Origin of the sequence: Pseudonocardia thermophila, from assembly GCF_900142365.1 — a bacterium.
GTDB classification, from domain to species: Bacteria; Actinomycetota; Actinomycetes; order Mycobacteriales; family Pseudonocardiaceae; genus Pseudonocardia; species Pseudonocardia thermophila.
In genome coordinates this window covers 400610-417984 of sequence record NZ_FRAP01000002.1, presented here as the reverse complement: position 1 = coordinate 417984, position 17375 = coordinate 400610, and the positions used below count along the sequence as shown (strand labels likewise).

At 73.3% G+C, this 17375-nt stretch carries 16 protein-coding genes; 1 reads left to right on the top strand and 15 read right to left on the bottom strand.

Going from position 1 to position 17375, the window contains the following annotated elements; all coding sequences use genetic code 11:
- Positions 1-4: 4 nt before the first annotated feature.
- The 7 genes from BUE41_RS04295 to BUE41_RS04265 form a co-directional block, all read right to left on the bottom strand.
- Positions 5-1453 carry an AMP-binding protein gene (locus BUE41_RS04295; protein ID WP_073455500.1) on the bottom strand — a complete coding sequence of 483 codons (1449 nt, stop codon included), beginning with the start codon at positions 1451-1453 and terminating at the stop codon, positions 5-7.
- On the bottom strand, positions 1450-2889 hold the full coding sequence (locus BUE41_RS04290) for an aldehyde dehydrogenase family protein (protein WP_073455499.1): 1440 nt from the start codon (positions 2887-2889) through the stop codon (positions 1450-1452). Before BUE41_RS04290 ends, BUE41_RS04295 begins: the two co-directional genes overlap by 4 nt.
- 16 nt (positions 2890-2905) lie before the next feature.
- Complete coding sequence (locus tag BUE41_RS04285) at positions 2906-3718, bottom strand: SDR family NAD(P)-dependent oxidoreductase (protein WP_084754363.1); 813 nt, start codon at positions 3716-3718, stop codon at positions 2906-2908.
- Positions 3715-4155 (bottom strand): Zn-ribbon domain-containing OB-fold protein, encoded by a 441-nt coding sequence (locus BUE41_RS04280; RefSeq protein ID WP_073455498.1) that lies wholly within the window; start codon positions 4153-4155, stop codon positions 3715-3717. The genes BUE41_RS04285 and BUE41_RS04280 overlap by 4 nt, the downstream gene beginning before the upstream one ends.
- On the bottom strand, positions 4152-5336 hold the full coding sequence (locus BUE41_RS04275; RefSeq protein WP_073455497.1) for a thiolase family protein: 1185 nt from the start codon (positions 5334-5336) through the stop codon (positions 4152-4154). Before BUE41_RS04275 ends, BUE41_RS04280 begins: the two co-directional genes overlap by 4 nt.
- Positions 5336-7399 carry a CaiB/BaiF CoA-transferase family protein gene (locus BUE41_RS04270; protein ID WP_073455496.1) on the bottom strand — a complete coding sequence of 688 codons (2064 nt, stop codon included), beginning with the start codon at positions 7397-7399 and terminating at the stop codon, positions 5336-5338. The genes BUE41_RS04275 and BUE41_RS04270 overlap by 1 nt, the downstream gene beginning before the upstream one ends.
- Positions 7400-7550: 151 nt before the next feature.
- Entirely contained in the window at positions 7551-8903 is a 1353-nt protein-coding gene (locus BUE41_RS04265; protein WP_084754361.1) for an MFS transporter, read from the bottom strand.
- A gap of 172 nt (positions 8904-9075) precedes the next feature.
- Here BUE41_RS04265 and BUE41_RS04260 point away from each other — a divergent pair, with 172 nt between their 5' ends.
- A complete protein-coding gene (locus BUE41_RS04260; RefSeq protein ID WP_073455495.1) occupies positions 9076-10494 on the top strand; it encodes an FAD-binding protein in 1419 nt (472 codons plus the stop codon).
- Between the two features lie 55 nt (positions 10495-10549).
- On the opposite strand, the gene BUE41_RS04255 is transcribed toward BUE41_RS04260, so the two are convergent.
- The 8 genes from BUE41_RS04255 to BUE41_RS04220 are packed head-to-tail and all read right to left on the bottom strand — an operon-like array spanning position 10550 to position 17364.
- Positions 10550-11935 carry an FAD-dependent oxidoreductase gene (locus BUE41_RS04255; RefSeq protein ID WP_073455494.1) on the bottom strand — a complete coding sequence of 462 codons (1386 nt, stop codon included), beginning with the start codon at positions 11933-11935 and terminating at the stop codon, positions 10550-10552.
- The gene (gshB, locus tag BUE41_RS04250) at positions 11932-12945 is read right to left on the bottom strand and encodes a glutathione synthase (RefSeq protein ID WP_073455493.1); all 1014 of its coding nucleotides are present in this window, start codon (positions 12943-12945) and stop codon (positions 11932-11934) included. The genes BUE41_RS04255 and gshB overlap by 4 nt, the downstream gene beginning before the upstream one ends.
- Positions 12942-14294 carry an aldehyde dehydrogenase family protein gene (locus BUE41_RS04245; protein WP_073455492.1) on the bottom strand — a complete coding sequence of 451 codons (1353 nt, stop codon included), beginning with the start codon at positions 14292-14294 and terminating at the stop codon, positions 12942-12944. Before BUE41_RS04245 ends, gshB begins: the two co-directional genes overlap by 4 nt.
- Before the next feature lie 18 nt (positions 14295-14312).
- Positions 14313-15353 carry a 2Fe-2S iron-sulfur cluster-binding protein gene (locus BUE41_RS04240; RefSeq protein ID WP_084754359.1) on the bottom strand — a complete coding sequence of 347 codons (1041 nt, stop codon included), beginning with the start codon at positions 15351-15353 and terminating at the stop codon, positions 14313-14315.
- Positions 15353-16381, bottom strand: a complete 1029-nt coding sequence (locus BUE41_RS04235; RefSeq protein WP_084754357.1) for a ferritin family protein — start codon at positions 16379-16381, stop codon at positions 15353-15355. The genes BUE41_RS04240 and BUE41_RS04235 overlap by 1 nt, the downstream gene beginning before the upstream one ends.
- Positions 16382-16391: 10 nt before the next feature.
- Positions 16392-16721 (bottom strand): MmoB/DmpM family protein, encoded by a 330-nt coding sequence (locus BUE41_RS04230; protein ID WP_073455491.1) that lies wholly within the window; start codon positions 16719-16721, stop codon positions 16392-16394.
- Between the two features lie 32 nt (positions 16722-16753).
- Positions 16754-17101 carry a Rieske 2Fe-2S domain-containing protein gene (locus BUE41_RS04225; protein WP_073455490.1) on the bottom strand — a complete coding sequence of 116 codons (348 nt, stop codon included), beginning with the start codon at positions 17099-17101 and terminating at the stop codon, positions 16754-16756.
- Complete coding sequence (locus BUE41_RS04220; RefSeq protein WP_073455489.1) at positions 17098-17364, bottom strand: toluene-4-monooxygenase system B family protein; 267 nt, start codon at positions 17362-17364, stop codon at positions 17098-17100. Before BUE41_RS04220 ends, BUE41_RS04225 begins: the two co-directional genes overlap by 4 nt.
- Between the last annotated feature and the right edge of the window lie 11 nt (positions 17365-17375).

Sequence of the window (17375 nt, the reverse complement as noted above, 5' to 3'; positions counted from 1 at the left end):
CTGGTCAGTGCGCCTTGGCGGTGGACCGGAGCAGGGACTTCTGGACCTTCCCGTAGGCGTTGCGGGGCAGCTGCGGCACCAGCTCGTAGTGCCGGGGGCGCTTGAAGCGGGCCAGGTGGCGCAGGCAGTGCCGGTCGAGCTCGCGGCGCAGCGCGGCCGGGTCGGCCGCCGGATCGGTGGGCACGACGTAGGCCACGACGATCTCGCCCCACTCGGGGTCCGGTCGACCCACGACGGCGGCCTCGGCGACGTGGTCGTGCGCCACGAGGACGTCCTCCACCTCGCGCGGGTAGACGTTCGACCCACCGGTCACGACGACCTCCTTGGAGCGACCGTCCAGCGTGAGGTAGCCGTCCGGGGAGAGTCGGCCCAGGTCACCGGTGCGCAGCCAGCCGTCGCGCAGCGCGGCGGCGGTGGCCACCGGGTCGTTCCAGTAGCCCGCCATGACGGTCGCGCCGCGCACCTCGACCTCCCCCGTCTCCCCGGCGGGCAGCGGCCGGCCGTCGGGATCGCAGACCCGCACCTGCACGGCGGCCTGGGCGTACCCGACGCTCGCGAGCCGCTCCGGCGGGCCGGAGTGATCGGCGCGCGGCAGCACGGTGATCGTCATCGGGGACTCGCCCTGCCCGTAGATCTGCACGAACTTGTCGCCGAGCACGGCCAGCGCCTCCTGGATGTCGGCCAGGTACATCGGCCCGCCGCCGTAGACCACGGTCTTCAGCCCGGTACCGTCGCTGCCGCGCTCGCGGGCCGCCCGGACCAGGCGGCGCACCATCGTGGGCGCCGCGAACAGCGAAAGATCACCGATCGCCCGCGCGAGGTCGAGGACCTCGGCGGCGTCGAACCCGCCGCTGGGCGGGAACACGTGCCGGGAGCCGGCGCGGACGTGCGCGAGGCCGTAGAGCCCGGCGCCGTGCGAGAGCGGCGCCGCGTACAGGTAGGCCTCGCCGGGGCCCACCTGGTCGACGTCGGTGAGCTGGCAGAGCGCCATCGCGACGAGGTTGGCGTGGGTGAGCGTGGCGCCCTTGGGCCGGCCGGTGGTGCCGGAGGTGTAGAAGAGCCACGCGACGTCGCCCGGGGCGCGGGTGACGGGTGCGGCGGGCCCCGGCGGGGCCTGCCAGCCGTCGGCGTCCTCGTCGGTGACGAGGACCGCCGCACCCGCGTCGGCCACGACCACGTCCCGCTCGGCGGGCACCAGCTTCCGGTTCACCGGCACCGCGACGGCGCCCGCCCACCACGTGCCGAACAGGCACTCCAGGTAGCGGGGGGCGTTCTCCAGGTACAGCGCGACCCGGTCGCCGGGCTGAACGCCGCGCTGAGCGAGGTGTCCCGCGAACCGCGCCGCGGCGGCGGCGAAGCCCGCGTAGTCGGCGACGACCCGGGTCCCGACCTGCAGCGCCGGTGCGTTCGGGCGGCGGGCCGCCTGCCCGGCCAGCCACTCGGCGACGTTCATCGCAGCAGGATCTGGACGGTCTTCTGCTCCTGGTACTCCTCCAGACCGGCCAGACCGAACTCGCGCCCCGTGCCGCTGTCCTTGACCCCGCCGTGCGGCATGTCGTCGATGCCGGCGGTGTTGTAGCTGTTCACGAACATCTTCCCGGTGCGGACGCCCTTGACGACCTTGATCGCGGTGTCGAGGGACCGGGTCCACACACCGCCGGCGAGTCCGTAGGCGGAGTCGTTGGCGATCGCCACGGCCTCCTCCGCGGAGGTGACCGGGATGACCGAGAGGACCGGCCCGAACACCTCCTCCTGCGCCAGTCGCGAGGAGTTGTCGACCTCGTCGAAGACGGTCGGCTCCACGAACAGCCCGCTGCCCGGGTTGCCGCCGACGACGAGCTTCGCCTCGGCCCGGCCCAGGTCGATGTAGCCGAGGACGCGGGCGTGCTGCTCGGGCGAGACGAGCGGGCCCATCGTCGTAGCCGGGTCGCGCGGGTCGCCGAGCACCTGCTCACCGGCGTAGCGGGCGAGCAGATCGAGGAACTCGTCGTGGATGTCGCGGTGCAGCAGCAACCGGCTGCCCGCCGAGCACTGCTGGCCGCTGTTGAACGTGAACGCGCCGACGGCGGTCTTCGCCGCGGCCTCGAGGTCGGCATCGGACAGCACGATGTTGGCGGACTTGCCGCCCAGCTCCAGCGAGATCCGCTTGGTGTTCACCGCCGCCGCGCGCATGACCGCCCGGCCGGCCGCGGTCGAGCCGGTGAACGCGATCTTGTCGACGGCCGTGGACGAGGCGAGGTGCTGGCCGACGAGCGCGCCGCGGTCGCGCTGAGTGGTCACGACGTTGAACACGCCGTCGGGCAGCCCGGCCTCGGTGAGCAGCCGGGCCAGCACGAGCGCCGGGCCGGGGCACAGGTGCGAGGGCTTGAGCACGACCGTGCAGCCCGCCGCGAGCGCGGGCGCCAGCTTGCAGACGATGCCGAGCAGCGGGAAGTTCCACGCGGTGATCAGGCCGGCGACGCCGACCGGCTCGCGCAGGATCAGCCCGAGCGCCGACGGGTTGCGGTCGCTGATCGCCGATCCCTCCACGGACAGCGCGAGCCCGGCGTAGTAGTCGAACGTGCGGGCCGAGGACGCCACCTCGCCGTTGGCGAGGGTCACCGGCTTCCCGGACTCCAGCACCATCCGCTCCGCCAGCTCACCGGTGCGCTCGGCGAGCAGCTGCGACGCCTTGATCAGCACGTCGTGGCGAGCCTTCGCGGGCAGCCGGGGCCACGGGCCCTCGTCGAAGGCACGCCGAGCGGCGGTGATCGCGCGTTCGGCGTCGGCCGCGTCCCCGTCGGCGAAGGTCGCGGCCACGGAGCCGTCGTAGGGGTTGGTGCGGGTGAAGCGGGCCGCGGTGCCCGACGGCACCGGAGCGCCGTCCACCCAGAGGTCGAAGTCGGTCACGGTGGTCTCCTGGAGATCAGTGGTGAGTGAGCCCGCCGTCGCAGGCGATCGTCTGGCCGGTGATGAACCCGGCCGCGGGCGTGCAGAGGAACAGGACGAGGCCGACGAGGTCCATCGGGACCTCCTCGCGCGGGATGCACTGGTTCGCGATCAGCGCCGCCTTGCCCTCGGGCGTGACGGTGTTGCGCGGGACCTCGGTGAACGTGCCGCCGGGCTGCACCGCGTTCACGGTGATGCCGTCGGCGCCCAGCTCGCGGGCGAGCGAGTTCGTCATGCCGACGAGCGCGGACTTCGAGGTGACGTAGTGCAGGTAGTTGCGGATGCCGAGCGGCACCGACCCGGACATGATGTTGACGATCCGGCCCCAGCCGGCCGCCTTCATGTGCGGGACGACGGCGCGGGCGCACAGGAACGCGCCGGTCACGTTGACCCGCAGCACGGCGTCCCACTCGTCGAGCGGGATCTGGTCGAACGGGCGCATCTGCAGGCTGGAGAAGATCGCCGCGTTGTTGATCAGCGCGTCGACCCGGCCGAGCTCGGCGACGACGCGCTCGACCATGGCCTCGGTGGACGCCGGGTCGGCGACGTCGGTCTCGACCACGAGCGAGCGACCACCGGCCTGCTCGATCTCGGCGGCGACGTTGCGGGCGGCGGCCCCGTTGATCTCGGCGAGGACCGGGATCGCGCCGGCGGCGGCGAACTCGCGCGCGTACTCACGGCCGATGCCCTGACCGGCACCGGTGATCACGACGACGCGGTCGCGGACCCCGAAGTCCCGCCCCCGCGAGAGCGCGGGAGCCCCGTCGGGGGAGGTGATGGTCGATGTCATGCATGCTCCTCGGTGGGGGATGAGACGGGCACCCGCGCGTCGGCGGGCACCCACTGGCAGAGGCGGAACGCGGTGCCGTCGGCGCCGGTCGCGTCCTCGAACACGGCCCGCAGCGGCATGTCGTGCACCGGCTGATCGGTGCCCAGCAGGTTCCCGATGAGGATCGGGCCCTCCGGCACCCGCACGGCCGCCACGACGTACGGCACGGGGATCTCGGGGAAGTACGGGCGGTGGAACACCGTCCAGGCGAGCAGCCGCCCGGCGCCGGACATCAGGTCCCAGGTGTGCTCGGGGGCGAGGCACTCCGGGCACGCCGGGCCCGGCGGGTAGCGCACGTGCCCGCAGGCGCTGCACCGCTGCAGGCGCAGCTCACCGGCCGCCGCGTACTGCCAGTACGGGTCGTCGTAGAGGCCCCGCCGGGGCGCCGGGCGCCTCACCGGGCCACCCCCTCGTAGACGATCGAGGTGACCTTGCCGGCGACGTCGGAGACGTACTGGCCGATCCGCGCGCCGGGGACCTGCCGGTCACCCGCCTCGGCGCGCAGCTGGCGCACCACTTCCGCCTGGTGCCCCCACCCCTGCATGTAGCTGCCGGACAGGTGCCCGCCCGCGGTGTTGACCGGCAGGCGTCCGCCGGGCCCGAGATCGCCGGAGGAGATCAGCTTGCCCGCCTCGCCGTCGCCGCAGAACCCGAAGCCCTCCAGCGCGAGCGGGACGTGCACGGAGAAGCTGTCGTAGATCTGCAGGACGTCGACGTCCTGCGGGCCGAGGCCGGCCATGGCGTAGACCTGCTCGGCAGCGGCGCGCTGGGCGGGCCGGTAGAACTCCTCCAGGCGCGGCCGCAGGCTCGTCGCGTCGCGGTTGTGGTCGCTGCGGCCGATGCCGCGCACCAGGACGAACGGACGGTCCAGCCGCCGGGCCCGCTCCGCCGTGGTGAGCACGAGCGCCACGCCGCCGTCGTTGATCAGGCAGTAGTCGGTGCGCCGCAGCGGCTCGCAGATGTACGGCTGCGCGAGGTGGTCCTCGATCGTGAGCGGCGCGCGCATCACCGCGTGCGGGTGCAGCCGGGCGAAGGCCCGCTGCGCGACGGCCACCCCGCCGAGCTCGCGCTCGGTCATCCCGGTCTCGGCCAGGTAGCGGTTGGCCAGCAGCGCGTAGAGCGCGCCCTGGGAGGTCAGCCCCCACGGGGAGAAGTAGGTGTAGGACAGGTGCCGCTCGCCGCCGGCCGCGCCCTCGCCGCCGTAGGCGACGCCGGCGGCGCGCTGGTCGGTGCCATAGACGAGCGCGACGGTCTCGGCGAGCCCGGCGTGGATCGCGGCGGTGGCCTTGACGACGGCTTGCACGGCGTCGGCCTGGTCGGCCCAGCGCGTGTCGATCCCGAGCACCTCGCCGAGCCGCTCGCTGGCGAGGGTCGGGCCGCAGACCAGTCCGTCGACGTCGTCCTTGGTCAGCCCGCAGTCGGCGAGCGCACGGCGCAGCGCCGTGGCCGCGTGGGCGTAGCCGTCGCCGATGGGTTCGCCGCGGCGGCTGCGGGCGTGGTCGGCACCGTAGTCGGTCTCCCCCACGCCGACCACCGCGACGGTCCCGGCGACCGCGGAGAGCCGTTCCAGGTCCGGCATCACGCACCTCCCACCGGCACGGCGGCCACCTCGGCCAGCGTCGGGTCGGGGAACCCGAGCCGCGGCATCGCTTTGTCCACCCGGGCGGGCGTCGAGCGCAGCCGGATCGGCGGGGCGAGCAGCGGCCATCGGCTGCCGTCGATCGCGGCGCGCTCCACGATCAGCTCGCGGGCGCGGGTCTGCCCGTGGGCGAGCACCTCGGCGACCGTCGCGACCGGGACCTGCTCCCCGTCCTCGTCCAGCACCGGGCCGTCCGGGCCGTCGACGATCCGGGCGCGGCGGGGCCCGGTCGCGTTCCAGCGGGTGTGCGTGGCCCACGCCGAGGCGTCCTGCATGGCGATGTCGACGTGGGCACCGACGCCGGCCCCGCGGTCGCGACCTTCGAGCGCGGCGAGCGTCCCGAGCAGGCCGAACAGGCCGCCGAGCTGGTCGGCGATCGAGATCCCCGACTTGGTCGGCACCCCGTCGACCTCGGTCGCGCTCATCACGCCCGAGACCGCCTGCACGACCGTGTCGAGCGCGGGCCGGCCCGGGTAGGCGCTGTCGTGGCCGAAGCCGCTCATCGAGCAGTACACGAGGCCGGGGTGCTCGGCGCGCACGTCGGGACCGAAGCCCAGCCGGCCGAGCGAGCCGGGTTTGAGGTTCTCCAGCACGGCGTCGGCGGTGTGCAGCAGCCGCTGCAGCACGGCGCGGTCGGCGTCGGCGCGCAGATCGAGGACGAGGCCGCGCTTGTCGGAGTTCAGCAGCGCGAAGATGTAGGCCTCGCCGTCCTCCCGCAGCGGCGCGTTGTGCCGGTTGGAGTCGCCGCGCGGCGGCTCGATCTTGATGACGTCGGCGCCCAGCGCGCCCAGGATCTTCCCGGCGAGCGGCCCGACGGTGTTCATCCCGATCTCCAGCACGGTCAGTCCGGCGAGCGGCCGCCCCGGCACCGCCGGGTCACCGGTGACGAGCGGGCCGTCCGGGAGCCGGTCGCGGACCCAGCCGAGCACCCGCTCCCGGCCGCCGTCGCGGACGGGGACCTGCGGCGGGACGACCGGGCCGAGCCGCACCGGGCACGCCGGCAGCAGCACGTCGCCGGCCGATCCGGGATCGCGGACGCGGTGCACCAGCTCGCGGTGGCGCAGGTTCGGTTCGTCGGCGAGCCCGGCGAGCGGGACCACCGGCCCGGCCGGGATGACGATCTCGGAGAGGACGGCCAGGCACTCCGCGATCGTGAGCGTGCGGGTCCAGGCGGCCACCTCGACGTCGATCGCGTCGGCGTTCTCCATGCGCGCGGTGGTCGTGGCGAACCGGGGATCGGTGACGAGCTCCCGGCGGCCCATCACGGTGCACAGCCGGTCCCACTGGTCGTCGGTCGGCGCGCAGATCACCACCCAGCCGTCGGCCGCCGGGTAGGCGTTCCACGGGGCGAGCGTCGGGTGGCGGTTGCCGTTGCGGGTCGCGATCCGCCCGGTGAACGGCAGCGGCAGGAACGCGGCGAGCGCGTGCACGGCGACGTCGTAAGAGGCGACCTCGATGCGCTGGCCGATCCCCTCCCGGCGGCGCACGCGCAGGGCGGCGAGCAGCGCGCTCGCGGCGTAGACAGCGGTCTCCATCTCGACCAGCGGGACGCCCAGCAGCACCGGGGGGCCGTCGCGCCGCCCGGTCGTCTCGGCGATCCCGGCCAGCGCCTCCACCCGCGCCGGTGAGGCGGGCGTGCCCGCGAGCGGGCCGTCGTGGCCGAACGCGGTGAGGTCGCAGAGCAGCTGCCCGCGCGGGCGCGGTGCGGCCCAGACCTTGCGTGAGCGCGGATCGGTGTCGGTCGAGAGCAGCACCGCGTCGGCGCGGAGGAGCAGATCGTGCAGCAGCGCGCGATCGGCCGGGTCCGCCTCGTCGACGACGAGGCTGTGCTTGCCCGCCGCGGCGGCGGCGCGACCTGCGGGAACCCTCCCCGCCCGCTCGACGAGCACGACGTCCGCGCCGAGCCCGGCGAGCAGGCCACCGCAGGCCGCGACCGAGACCCGATCACCCAGCTCCACGACCAGCAGACCGGCCAGCGGCCGTTGGGCAGTCGGTCCACCCATGACAGCCTCCTGTGCGTATTGCGCACGTTTCGTGCGCGTTGCGTCGACGATACGGCCGAAACAGACGCGATTCCAGACTTGAGACAGTCGGAGAAATCGGGCATCATCCCGCGCATGTCGCGCAGATCGTGCGCAATGCGCACAGACTGGATCAGGTCCGGCGGAGCGCCCGGTCCCCCACCGCCAGAGCGAGCATCAGCACGCTCGCGACCGCCACAACAGCGGCGATGACCAGCAGGCCGCCGTCGGTCACGCCGTGCTGGAACGCGACGCCGACCAGCGCCGTGGACCAGATCGAGTCGAGGAAGTGCGCGGTGCGCATCAGCCCGGCCGCCGTGCCGAGCCGGCCCGGATCGGCCTGCACGTAGAGCGCCTGCTGGTTCGCCGCGCTCGTCGCGCCCATGACGATCCCGAACAGCGCGGTCGCCACGAGCACCGGCAGCACCGTCGCCGCGGCCAGGACGCTCACCACGAGCGCACCCGCCCCGCCCAGCGAGGCCAACGCGGCAGCGGCGAGCGGGAGCCACGGTGCCCGCATGCGCGCGACCGCGATCGACGCCACCACGCCGACGACCATCACAGGCACGGTGAGGAACGCGACCGCCGACGGCGCGAAGCCCTGCCGGTCCTGCAGCCAGAGCGGGAGGGCGTAGAGCACGACGTAGACGCCGACCAGCCCGATGCCGGTCCGCAGGTAGGTGCGGCTGAGCGCGCCGTTGCCGACGAGGGCGCGCAGGTCGAGGAACGGCGTCGGCACCCGCAGCTCGTGCCGCACGAACACGGCCGAAGCGACGGCGCCGATCGCGAGCAGCACCCCGGTGGCCGCGCCCGAACTGATCAGCAGCCCGCCGAGCAGCGCGATCAGGGCGGCGGCGAACAGCAGGATCCCGGCCAGGTCCAGCTGCCGGGCCAGCGACCCCCGGCGCGGCGGGCCCGGCGGGTCGCGCTCGATCAGGACCAGCGCCGTCACCACGGCGAGCAGCGCGAGCGGGACGTTCACCGCGAACGTGCCCCGCCAGCCCGCGAGCTCGACGAGGAACCCGCCGGCCGGCAGCCCGGCCGCGACCGTCGCCTGGCCGACGACGTTGAGCACAGCCAGCCGCCCGCGCGGCGGCCCGGTCTCCCCGGCCGCGTGGGCCGCCCGCTGGATCAGCAGCATCCCCGCCGGGTACGCGCCTGCGCCGCCCAGCCCGATGAGGATCCGCGCGACGACGAGGCCGGCGAGGTTCGTTGCCGTCCACCCGATAGCGGCGCCGAGCCCGAGCACCAGCGATCCGGTCACCATCACCCGGCGCGGCCCGAAGTCGTCGGCCAGCCGGCCCGCCACCGGTTGCACGGTGGCCGAGGCGAGGTACAGGACGGCGACGAGCACCGCCGTGTCGCCGGCAGCGACGCCGAGATCGGCGGAGATCGGCGCGAGCGCCGTGACCACCAGCGAGGTGTTGAGCGGGTTGAGCATCGCGGCCAGGACGATCGGCACCATCAGGCGCAGCGCCTCACGCACCGTGCAGCCACCCAACCTCGAACCAGTAGGACGTCCAAGTATCTCCTGCCGGATGAGCGCGGTCGTACGCGGATCGGCGCCGTATGCCGGACATTCGCGAACGCGGCGCGGATAGCCCCGGAAATCACCCGCTCCTACCGTTTTCGGCACCAATCGGACGAAGGAGGACGCTGTGCCGGACTACGACGTGGTGGTCGTCGGGAGCGGATTCGCCGGATCGGCGACGACCCTGAGCTTCCTCGAGGAGACGAAGAAGGCCGGCAAGCCCGGCCGGGTAGCGCTGATCGAGGCCGGCAAGAAGGGCGAGCGCGCGGGCGCGTCCCGCTGGACCATGGCCTACCTGCGGCTCAACCGGGACAACACGCTCTCGAAGGACTGGGTCGGCCGCATGGAGCGCGACTGCCGCGGCCTCGCCGACCTCGACTACTGCCGCACGTTCGAGGCCGAGGTACCGGCGACCGTGAAGTTCATGGAGGACCACGGCGTCGAGTTGATCCACCACGACGAACCGAACGTCGCGCTGGAATTCGACGAGCAGCACTTCGTCTACCCGAACGGCGGCGGAAAGGCGATCGTCGACGCCTACTTCAACCACATCGAGCAGTACGACACCTGCCGCGTGTTCTGGGAGCACGAGGCGATCCGGCTGAAGCTCGACGACGAGGGCCGGGTCGTCGGCGTCGTCGTGCGCAAGCCGGACGGGCTGCTCACGACGATCACCGGCAAGGCCGTCGTGCTGGCCTGCGGCGGATTCGAGGGCAACCCGGAGATGCTGACCCAGTACATCGGCAAGGACGCCGTCGACCTGCCGCTCATCGCACCCGGCATCAAGTACAACCGCGGCGCCGGCATCCGCATGGCCATGGAGATCGGCGCCGGCACCGCCGGGCAGTTCGACATGGTGCACTCCGAGCTGGTGGACACCCGCGCCACCAAGCCGGACGCGGTCATCTGGGGCCACAACTACGGCATCGTCGTCAACGAGGACTGCGAGCGGTTCTACGACGAGGGCGAGGACTACCTGTTCGCCTCGTTCGAGCTGATCGCGTACGAGGTGTGGCGCAACCAGAACCAGAAGGCGTACTTCATCACCGACCGCGTGGTGATGGACCGGTTCACGGGCAGCTGGGTCTACGAGACGACCGACCAACCGCCGGCGCAGGCCGACACCATCCGCGGCCTGGCGGAGGAGCTCGGGCTCGACCCGGCGAAGCTGGAGGCCACCGTCAACGCCTTCAACGCCGCCTGCGGCCCCGGCGAGTGGGACCCGGCGAAGCTGGACGGCAAGAAGACCACCGGCATCACCCCGCCGAAGTCGAACTGGGCGAACCCGATCGCCGAGCCGCCGTTCTACGGCTTCCCGATGACGACGAACCTGACGTTCACCTTCGGCGGTCTGAAGGTGGACCTGGACGGCCGGGTACTGAGCACCAACGACGTGCCGATCCCGGGCCTGTACGCCGCGGGTGAGATCACCGGGCTCTTCTACCACGAGTACCCGCCGGCCACCTCGGTGCTGCGGTCCAACACGTTCGGCCGCCTGATCGGGGCGAGCCTGGCGAAGCAGCTGACCGCTCCCGCGGCTGCCTGACCCGGCCCGGCCCGGCGTCCGACGCGGGGCGCCGGGCCCGCTCGTCCGGCCGGCCTCACAGACGGTCGGCGAGGCGGCGGGCGGCGAGCTGGACGGCCTCCCACACGGTGGCGAACGGAGGAGCGTAGGCCAGGTCCATCTGCGCGAGATCGTCCACCGTCAGCCGTCCCCAGAGCGCCGCGGCGGCGGTGTCGATGCGCTTGCCCGCACCCTGCCCGCCGACGATCTGCATGCCCAGCAGCCGGCGGGTCCCGCGCTCCGCGAGGACCTTCGTGGCGATGGGGCGCGCCTGCGGCATGTACCCGCTCGCGGTGCGGCCCTCGGTGACCAGCCCGGCCGTGCGAAGCCCCGCGGTCTCCGCCTCCGCGCTGCTCAACCCGGTGTGGGCGACCTCGACGTGGGCGCCCCCGGCAGCGAAGCGCGTGACGGCGGTGCCCAGGACGCCGCCGAAGGTCGCCGACCCGCCGCTGATGTTCTCGCCGACGACGCGTCCCTGCTTGTTCGCGTGTGTGCCGAGCGGGAAGAAGACGTACTCGCCCGTGACGCGGTGCAGCGACTCGCAGCAGTCACCGGCCGCCCACACACCTGCCGCCAGCCGCCCGGCCGGATCCGGCAGATACCCGCCCGATTTCCCCAGCGGGAGTCCCGCCGCCGCGCCGAGCTCGCTCACCGGCTCGACCCCCGTCGCCAGGACGACGGCGTCCGCCGCGTACGTGCGGCCGTCGGCCGTCGCCACGACCGTCGCGCCGGCCGCACCGCGGCACTCCAGCGCCACGGCCGTCGTCTCCGACACGACCTCGACCCCGGCCTCGGCGAGCGCGGGCTCGATCCGGGTGCTCATGTCCTCGTCGAGCGTGTTCATCACCCGCGACCGGGTGATCAGAGTCGTCGACCAGCCCCGGCGAAGCAGCGCCTCGGCCATCTCCAGGCCGACGTAGCCGCCGCCGACGACGACCGCACGACCGGGGCGACCGCCCCCGAACCGGTCGATCCAGTAGGCCCCGTCGTCCAGGTTCTTCAGCGGGCGGACGCCGGGCCGGAGGGCGCCGCGGTCGTCTCGCGCCCACCGGGGAACGATCGGCGCCGCCCCCGTGGCGAGCACGACCTCGTCGAAGTCGACTCGGTGCCCTCCCGCGTCGTCGACGTACTCGACGAACCCGGCGTCCAGATCCAGACCGGTCGCGGTCGCCCCCATCCGCAGATCGACGCCCATCTCCCGGTGCTGCGCGGCGCTGCGAGCGAGCAACCGGGCCGGGCCGTCGACGTCGCCCGCCACCCAGTACGGCAGGCCGCAGGCCGAGTAGGACGTGTGCTGCGACCGTTCGAGGACCACCACCTCGATCCGCCTGCCCCGCCGGGCGGCGCCGCGCAGGGCCTGATGGGCCGCGCTCATCCCGGCCGCGTCGGCGCCGACCACGACCATGCGCAGCGAGGTCGTCATCGGCGGCGCCGCTCCGGGACGACCGGGGCCGGGCAGACCCGTTCGGCCCAGACGATGACGTCGTGCGCCAGGTGGGTGCCGCAGAGGGCGTCGATCTCGCGGACCCCGGTGGGGCTGGTGACGTTGACCTCGGTGAGCCGGTCACCGATGACGTCGAGCCCGACGAAGCGCAGACCCAGTGCCCGAAGGTGCGGGGCGAGGCGTTCGCAGAGCAACCGGTCCGCGACCGTGACCTGGTCGGCGCGGACCCCGGCGCCTGCGGCCATGTTGCACCGGAAGTCGCCGCCCCGGGCGATCCGGCGGACGACCCCGATCGGTTCACCGTCGAGCACGATGAGGCGACGGTCCCCGGCATCCGCCTCGGCCACCCACTGCTGCACGACTACCTGGACAGTTCCGCGTTCGGTGGCGCCGTCCACGATCGAGGACAGATTCGGGTCCTCCGGGGTGAGCACGAGGACCCCCCGGCCCGCCATCGCATCGGTCGGTTTCAAGACCGCCCGCCCCCAGCGGCGCACGGTGTCGCGGATCCGGTCCCGGTCAGCGGTGACCAGCGTCGGCGGCATGAGATCCGGTTCCCGCAGACCGAAGAGCTTCTCGTTGGCGTCCCGGAGGCCGGACGGCGAGTTCACGACCAGCGTGCGCGTGCGGTCGACGAGATCGAGCAGGTACGTCGCGCGCAGATAGGCCGGATCCACCGGTGGGTCGGTGCGCATGAACACCACCGCGGCCTCCGAGAGCGCCCGGTCGGTGCTCGGGCCAAGGGTGTACCACTCGGCGTCGGTCATCCAGCGACCGTCGTGCAGGACCGCGGGGCGCAGGGTGACGGCCGTGCAGCGGGCCGTCACCTCCCCGTCGGCGTAGCTCAGATCCTTCGCCGTCGTGATCAGCACCCGGTGGCCCCGCAGCTGCGCGGCCTCCATCAGCGCGACGCTCGTGTCGTGCCCGGGTGCCAGCGACTCGACGGGATCGACCACGAACACCATGTCGAGCGCAACCGCGGCGGTCATCGCGCACGTCCGAGCCACGACGGCGGGATGGTCAGCGCACCGGCCAGGTCCGCGGCCGGACCGGTCACGATCCGGCCGTGCGGCAGGTCGGGGACCCGGTGCCCGGCGAAGCCGTGGACCCAGGCGACGCCGTCCGCGCAGCTCGGCGGCAGCGCGGCTGCGATCTCCGCCGCGTCCGTCACGGTCAACACCCCGAGCACCGGGCCGATCGGTTCGGTGTCGCGGTGGAGCACCGCGGCGGCCGACCGGGGATCACCGAGGTCGAGCACCGTCGGCGGGACCCGCCAGCCCATACGGTGCTCGACGTCGTCCGGCACCCGCGCTCCTCCGAGCCGCACCCGCGCACCGGCGCCGACGAGGGCCTCGATCCGGGCGAGGCACCTCGCCCGGACGGCGTCGGAGGGCAGCGGCGCCGCACGCACCCCCGCCAGCCGCTCGACCAGTGCCCGGACCACCGACGCGGCGACGTCGGCGCTCACCACCACCAGCGGGAGCGCGAACACCCCGCCCGCGCTGTTCATCCCGACCAGCCGCGCCACGTGCCCCGCGAGCGTGGCGACGCCGGTGGGCTCCGGCCCGACCAGGCAGACGTTGCCCCCGGCCCGCACCAGCTGCAGCGGGACCCCCGTGCGGGCCCTGGCGGCCGCGGTCGTGGTGCGCACGTTGCCGCGCACGCCGAGACCGGCGAGGTCCCGCCGGCGGATCAGCTCGGCTCCGACGTCGGGGCCGGTGCCCTGCACGACGTTCACGACGCCCGCCGGAAGCCCCGCCTGCTCGGCCAGCAGCCCGAGGAAAGCCGCCGACAGCGGGGCGCGCAGCGACGGTTTCACGACAACGGTGTGTCCGCGCAGCAGCGCGGGCCACACGCTGGTGAGCGCCTCGGCGAACGGTGCGCCCCAGGAGAGGATGTGGCCGACGACGCCCGGCCGCTCCGCCGGGGCCGCGCCCCGGGCTAGGTCCTGACGGATCTCGCGCAGCGTCACGTCGACCACGAGGCGGGAGTCGGCGGGCGAGAGACCGGACTCGGCACTCTGCAGGCCGGCGATCTCGGTCCGCAGGCGATCCAGGTGATCGAGCAGGGCGCGCAGCAGATCGGCCCGCTCCGCGGGAGCCGACCACGGGCCGGCCGACGCCGCTCTCGCCGCCGAGATCGCCGCGGCGACGTCGAAGCGGGACGAGAGCGGAACGACCGCGATCACCTCGCTGTCGACCGGGCTGCGGATCTCGAAGTCGTAGGGGGCCGCCGGGAAGCGCCAGCTCCCGCCGATCAGGTTCCGGGTGAACCGTTCCTGCAGTACGTCGAGGAGCGAGCTCCCGATCGCGTCGTCCGTGCTGAGCGCGGTGCACATCGGACCACTTCCTTCCCCTCAGAGGAACTTGTCGACGAACACGCGGTCCGCAGCGGCACGGCCGCCACGGACCAGGCGACGCAAGGCAGCCGTGACCATGGCAGGCGGACCGGCCAGGTAGACGTCGTGCCCGGTCAGATCGGGCAGGTCCGACAGCAGATGATCCAGGGCGAGACCGGTGCGGTGAACCTCCTTCCCGGCGAGTTCGGGGCCCGTGGCGTCCTCGACCACCACCACGACCGAGGCACCGCGGTCTCGGAGAACGGCGAGACGGTCGGTGAGGACGACGTCCTCCCGGCGCCGTGCCCCGACGTACACCCGCAGCTCCCGACCGGCCGACTCCGCCTGCAGGCGATCGGCGATCGCCAGCACCGGGCCCAGCCCGGTGCCACCGGCCAGGCAGACCACCGGCCGGTCGGGCGGCGACTGCGCGTGCGCCTTCCCGTACGGGCCCTCGACGAGGATGCGGTCGCCCTCGGCGAGCCCGCCGAAGAGCCAGCGGCTCGCGCTGCCGCCGGGGACGGCCCGGACCAGGAACTCCAGGGTCCGGCCGGCCCGTGGCGCAGGCGGGCGGGTCATGGAGTAGGCGCGGCGGACCCCGTCCGGAAGAACCAGGTGGACGAACTGACCCGGCATCCAGGTCAGACGCTGTTCCGTGCACACGGTGATCAGTGCGGTGTCCGCACCGAGCCGGTGCCGCTCCCGGAAGACGGCCGGTACGCGAACGGGCGCGGGGCCTTCGGGCCGGTCACCCAACGGCGCCTGCACCACGCAGCGGCCCACGGGCACCGACTGGCACATCAGGATCCGGTCACCCCGCCGCCGGTCCCGGTCGGTGAGCCCGGGCGCGGCGTCCCACAGCGATCGGACCCGGCCGGCCAGCAGGCTGGCCTTGCAGCTGCCGCATCCCCCGCTCGCGCATCCGTACGGCAGCGGCAGGCCCGACCGCAGCCCGGAGTAGAGGACGGTCTCGCCCGCCCCGGCCTCGATCGGGCCGCACTCCGTGCCCGCGAACTCGACCGTGCCCGTCCCCACGGAGATGAGCGACGCGGCCACCATCACCCTCGGGGAGCGGTCAGGCCGTGCGGGGCGAGCATGTCGCACCAGGCGCTGCGAACGGTGTCCACGATCGCCTGCGGAGGCTGCCCGCCCGAAACCTCCAGCAACCGGCCCGCCGCGTCCAGGACACCGCGCGCGAGCTCGCCGAAGGAGTCGAGGTGTTCCTGGAGCACCGCACGGTTGCCAGGGTCCGCCGCGACGAGGAACGACACGAGGGCGAAGGTCCAGCGCCGGCTCCGCCGGCAGTCCAGGTACAGGTTCTGCAGAATGAGCGCGTCGAGCGGGGCACCCACCGCCTCCGCCTGCGCACCGAGCCGTTCGACCGTGATCAGGTCGGTCAGCGGCTTGGTCACCAGGTTGGTGACGACGAAGGCGCGGTCCCAGTCGAACTCCAGCAGGGCGCGCTCGACCGCCTTGCGGATCGGCTGCCACGCCGGGTCGTTCTCCCAGTACCAACGCTCCCCCGGCTCGGTCATCTCCGTGCCCCGGGTCAGGCGGAGCTGCGTGGTGCGGTAGGCCGCGAGCTGCACCCGGCGCAGCTGGTCGGCCGTCTGGAAGGTGGCGCAGTTGCCGACGTAGCTGCTCGGTGCCAGCTGCTGCACGTACGACGACAGCATCTGCAAGCCGTGCGCGAGAAAGCGGCTGGGGGCGAGCACCCGCCGCAGCAGACCGAGCGCGGAGTCGCTCAGGCCCTCGTCGTGCCCGGCCTCGTCGAACCGTTCGAGCAGACCTTCGACGTAGGTCTCCTGATCGTCCTGGGCGGTCACGTAGGTGGAGTACGTGACCGCATCGGGATCGCGGAACGCGTCCCAGTCGGGCACCACCAGGCGCATGCCGTCCCGGTGCGTACGCAACCACACGTTGCCGCGGACGTGCGGGCCCATCTCCAGGGGCTGCTCGCCCGGGCGGGTCGTGTGGTTCATGTGGTGGGTGACGATCTCGTAGTCGCTGGGCCTGCGCCCCAGATCGCCGAAGGCACTCCAGGTCTTCAGCCCCCGCCTGCGGGACCGCGAGGCCAGTTCGGTCATCGGTTCGTCCTCACGCTTCGCCGTCGGAGGTGGTCAGGTACCACAGGAACTCGTCGGTCCGGGTGCGCAACCGGCCCTTGAACGAGGGCATCTCGATCTCGAGCGCCTCCAGCTGGAAGGCTTCGCCGAGCGCCCGCTCCAGGCTCTCCCGGGTGAGCCGGCACCTCCCTCGGGTGTGGATGCGGACGTAGTCGTCGCGGTCGACGACCACGACGTCCCGGTCCGGGTTGTCCGCCGCGACGGCGTCGATCACGCATTCCGCCAGACGGCCGGCGCGGATCACGGGTCCGACGTGGTCGACGTCGAGCGCCGCGTCGGACTCCAGTTCGATGATGGTCATGGAACACGCCCCACGATGTGAGTGTCGGTGATCTACTGCCGCGCCGCCGCGGGCGATCGGGAGCACAGCCGCACCGCGACCTTGCCGTCCTCGGTGACCCGGACCTCGTGCCGGCGCAGGGCCGCGTTCGAGGGATTGATCCCGGCACCCGTCGCGGCGTCGAACTGCCACTCGTGGGCCCGGCAGGTGAGCACGCCGTCGTCCAGCTCGCCCTCGACCAGCGCGACGCTCTGGTGCGGGCAGACGCCGTCGTACGCGTGGAACCGCCCGTCGAGCTTGACCAGCAGGACCTCCTCGCCGTCGACGTCGTAGGCCTCCATCTCGCCGTCCCACAGCTCGTCGGCGTCGGCGATCGGCACGAACTCGTCGGTGGCGCTCACGGTGCCTCCGCCCCGCGGGGGACGACGTCGACCCACGCCATGGGGGAAAGCCCCAGGGCGCCCAGCGTCACGCCGGGATCGATCCGGCGGCCGCCGATGTAGACGTCGTAGACGGGGCCGCCAGGGGGGACCGGCACCTTCTTCCCGACCGAATGCCTGGCCACCATCGCCGCCAGCTCGTCCATCGTGTCGTCGGTGTCGGCCGCGACCAGATGCGGGATGTGGTCCCCGATGTAACGACCCGTGACGGGAAACAGAGCCATCGCCTCACTCC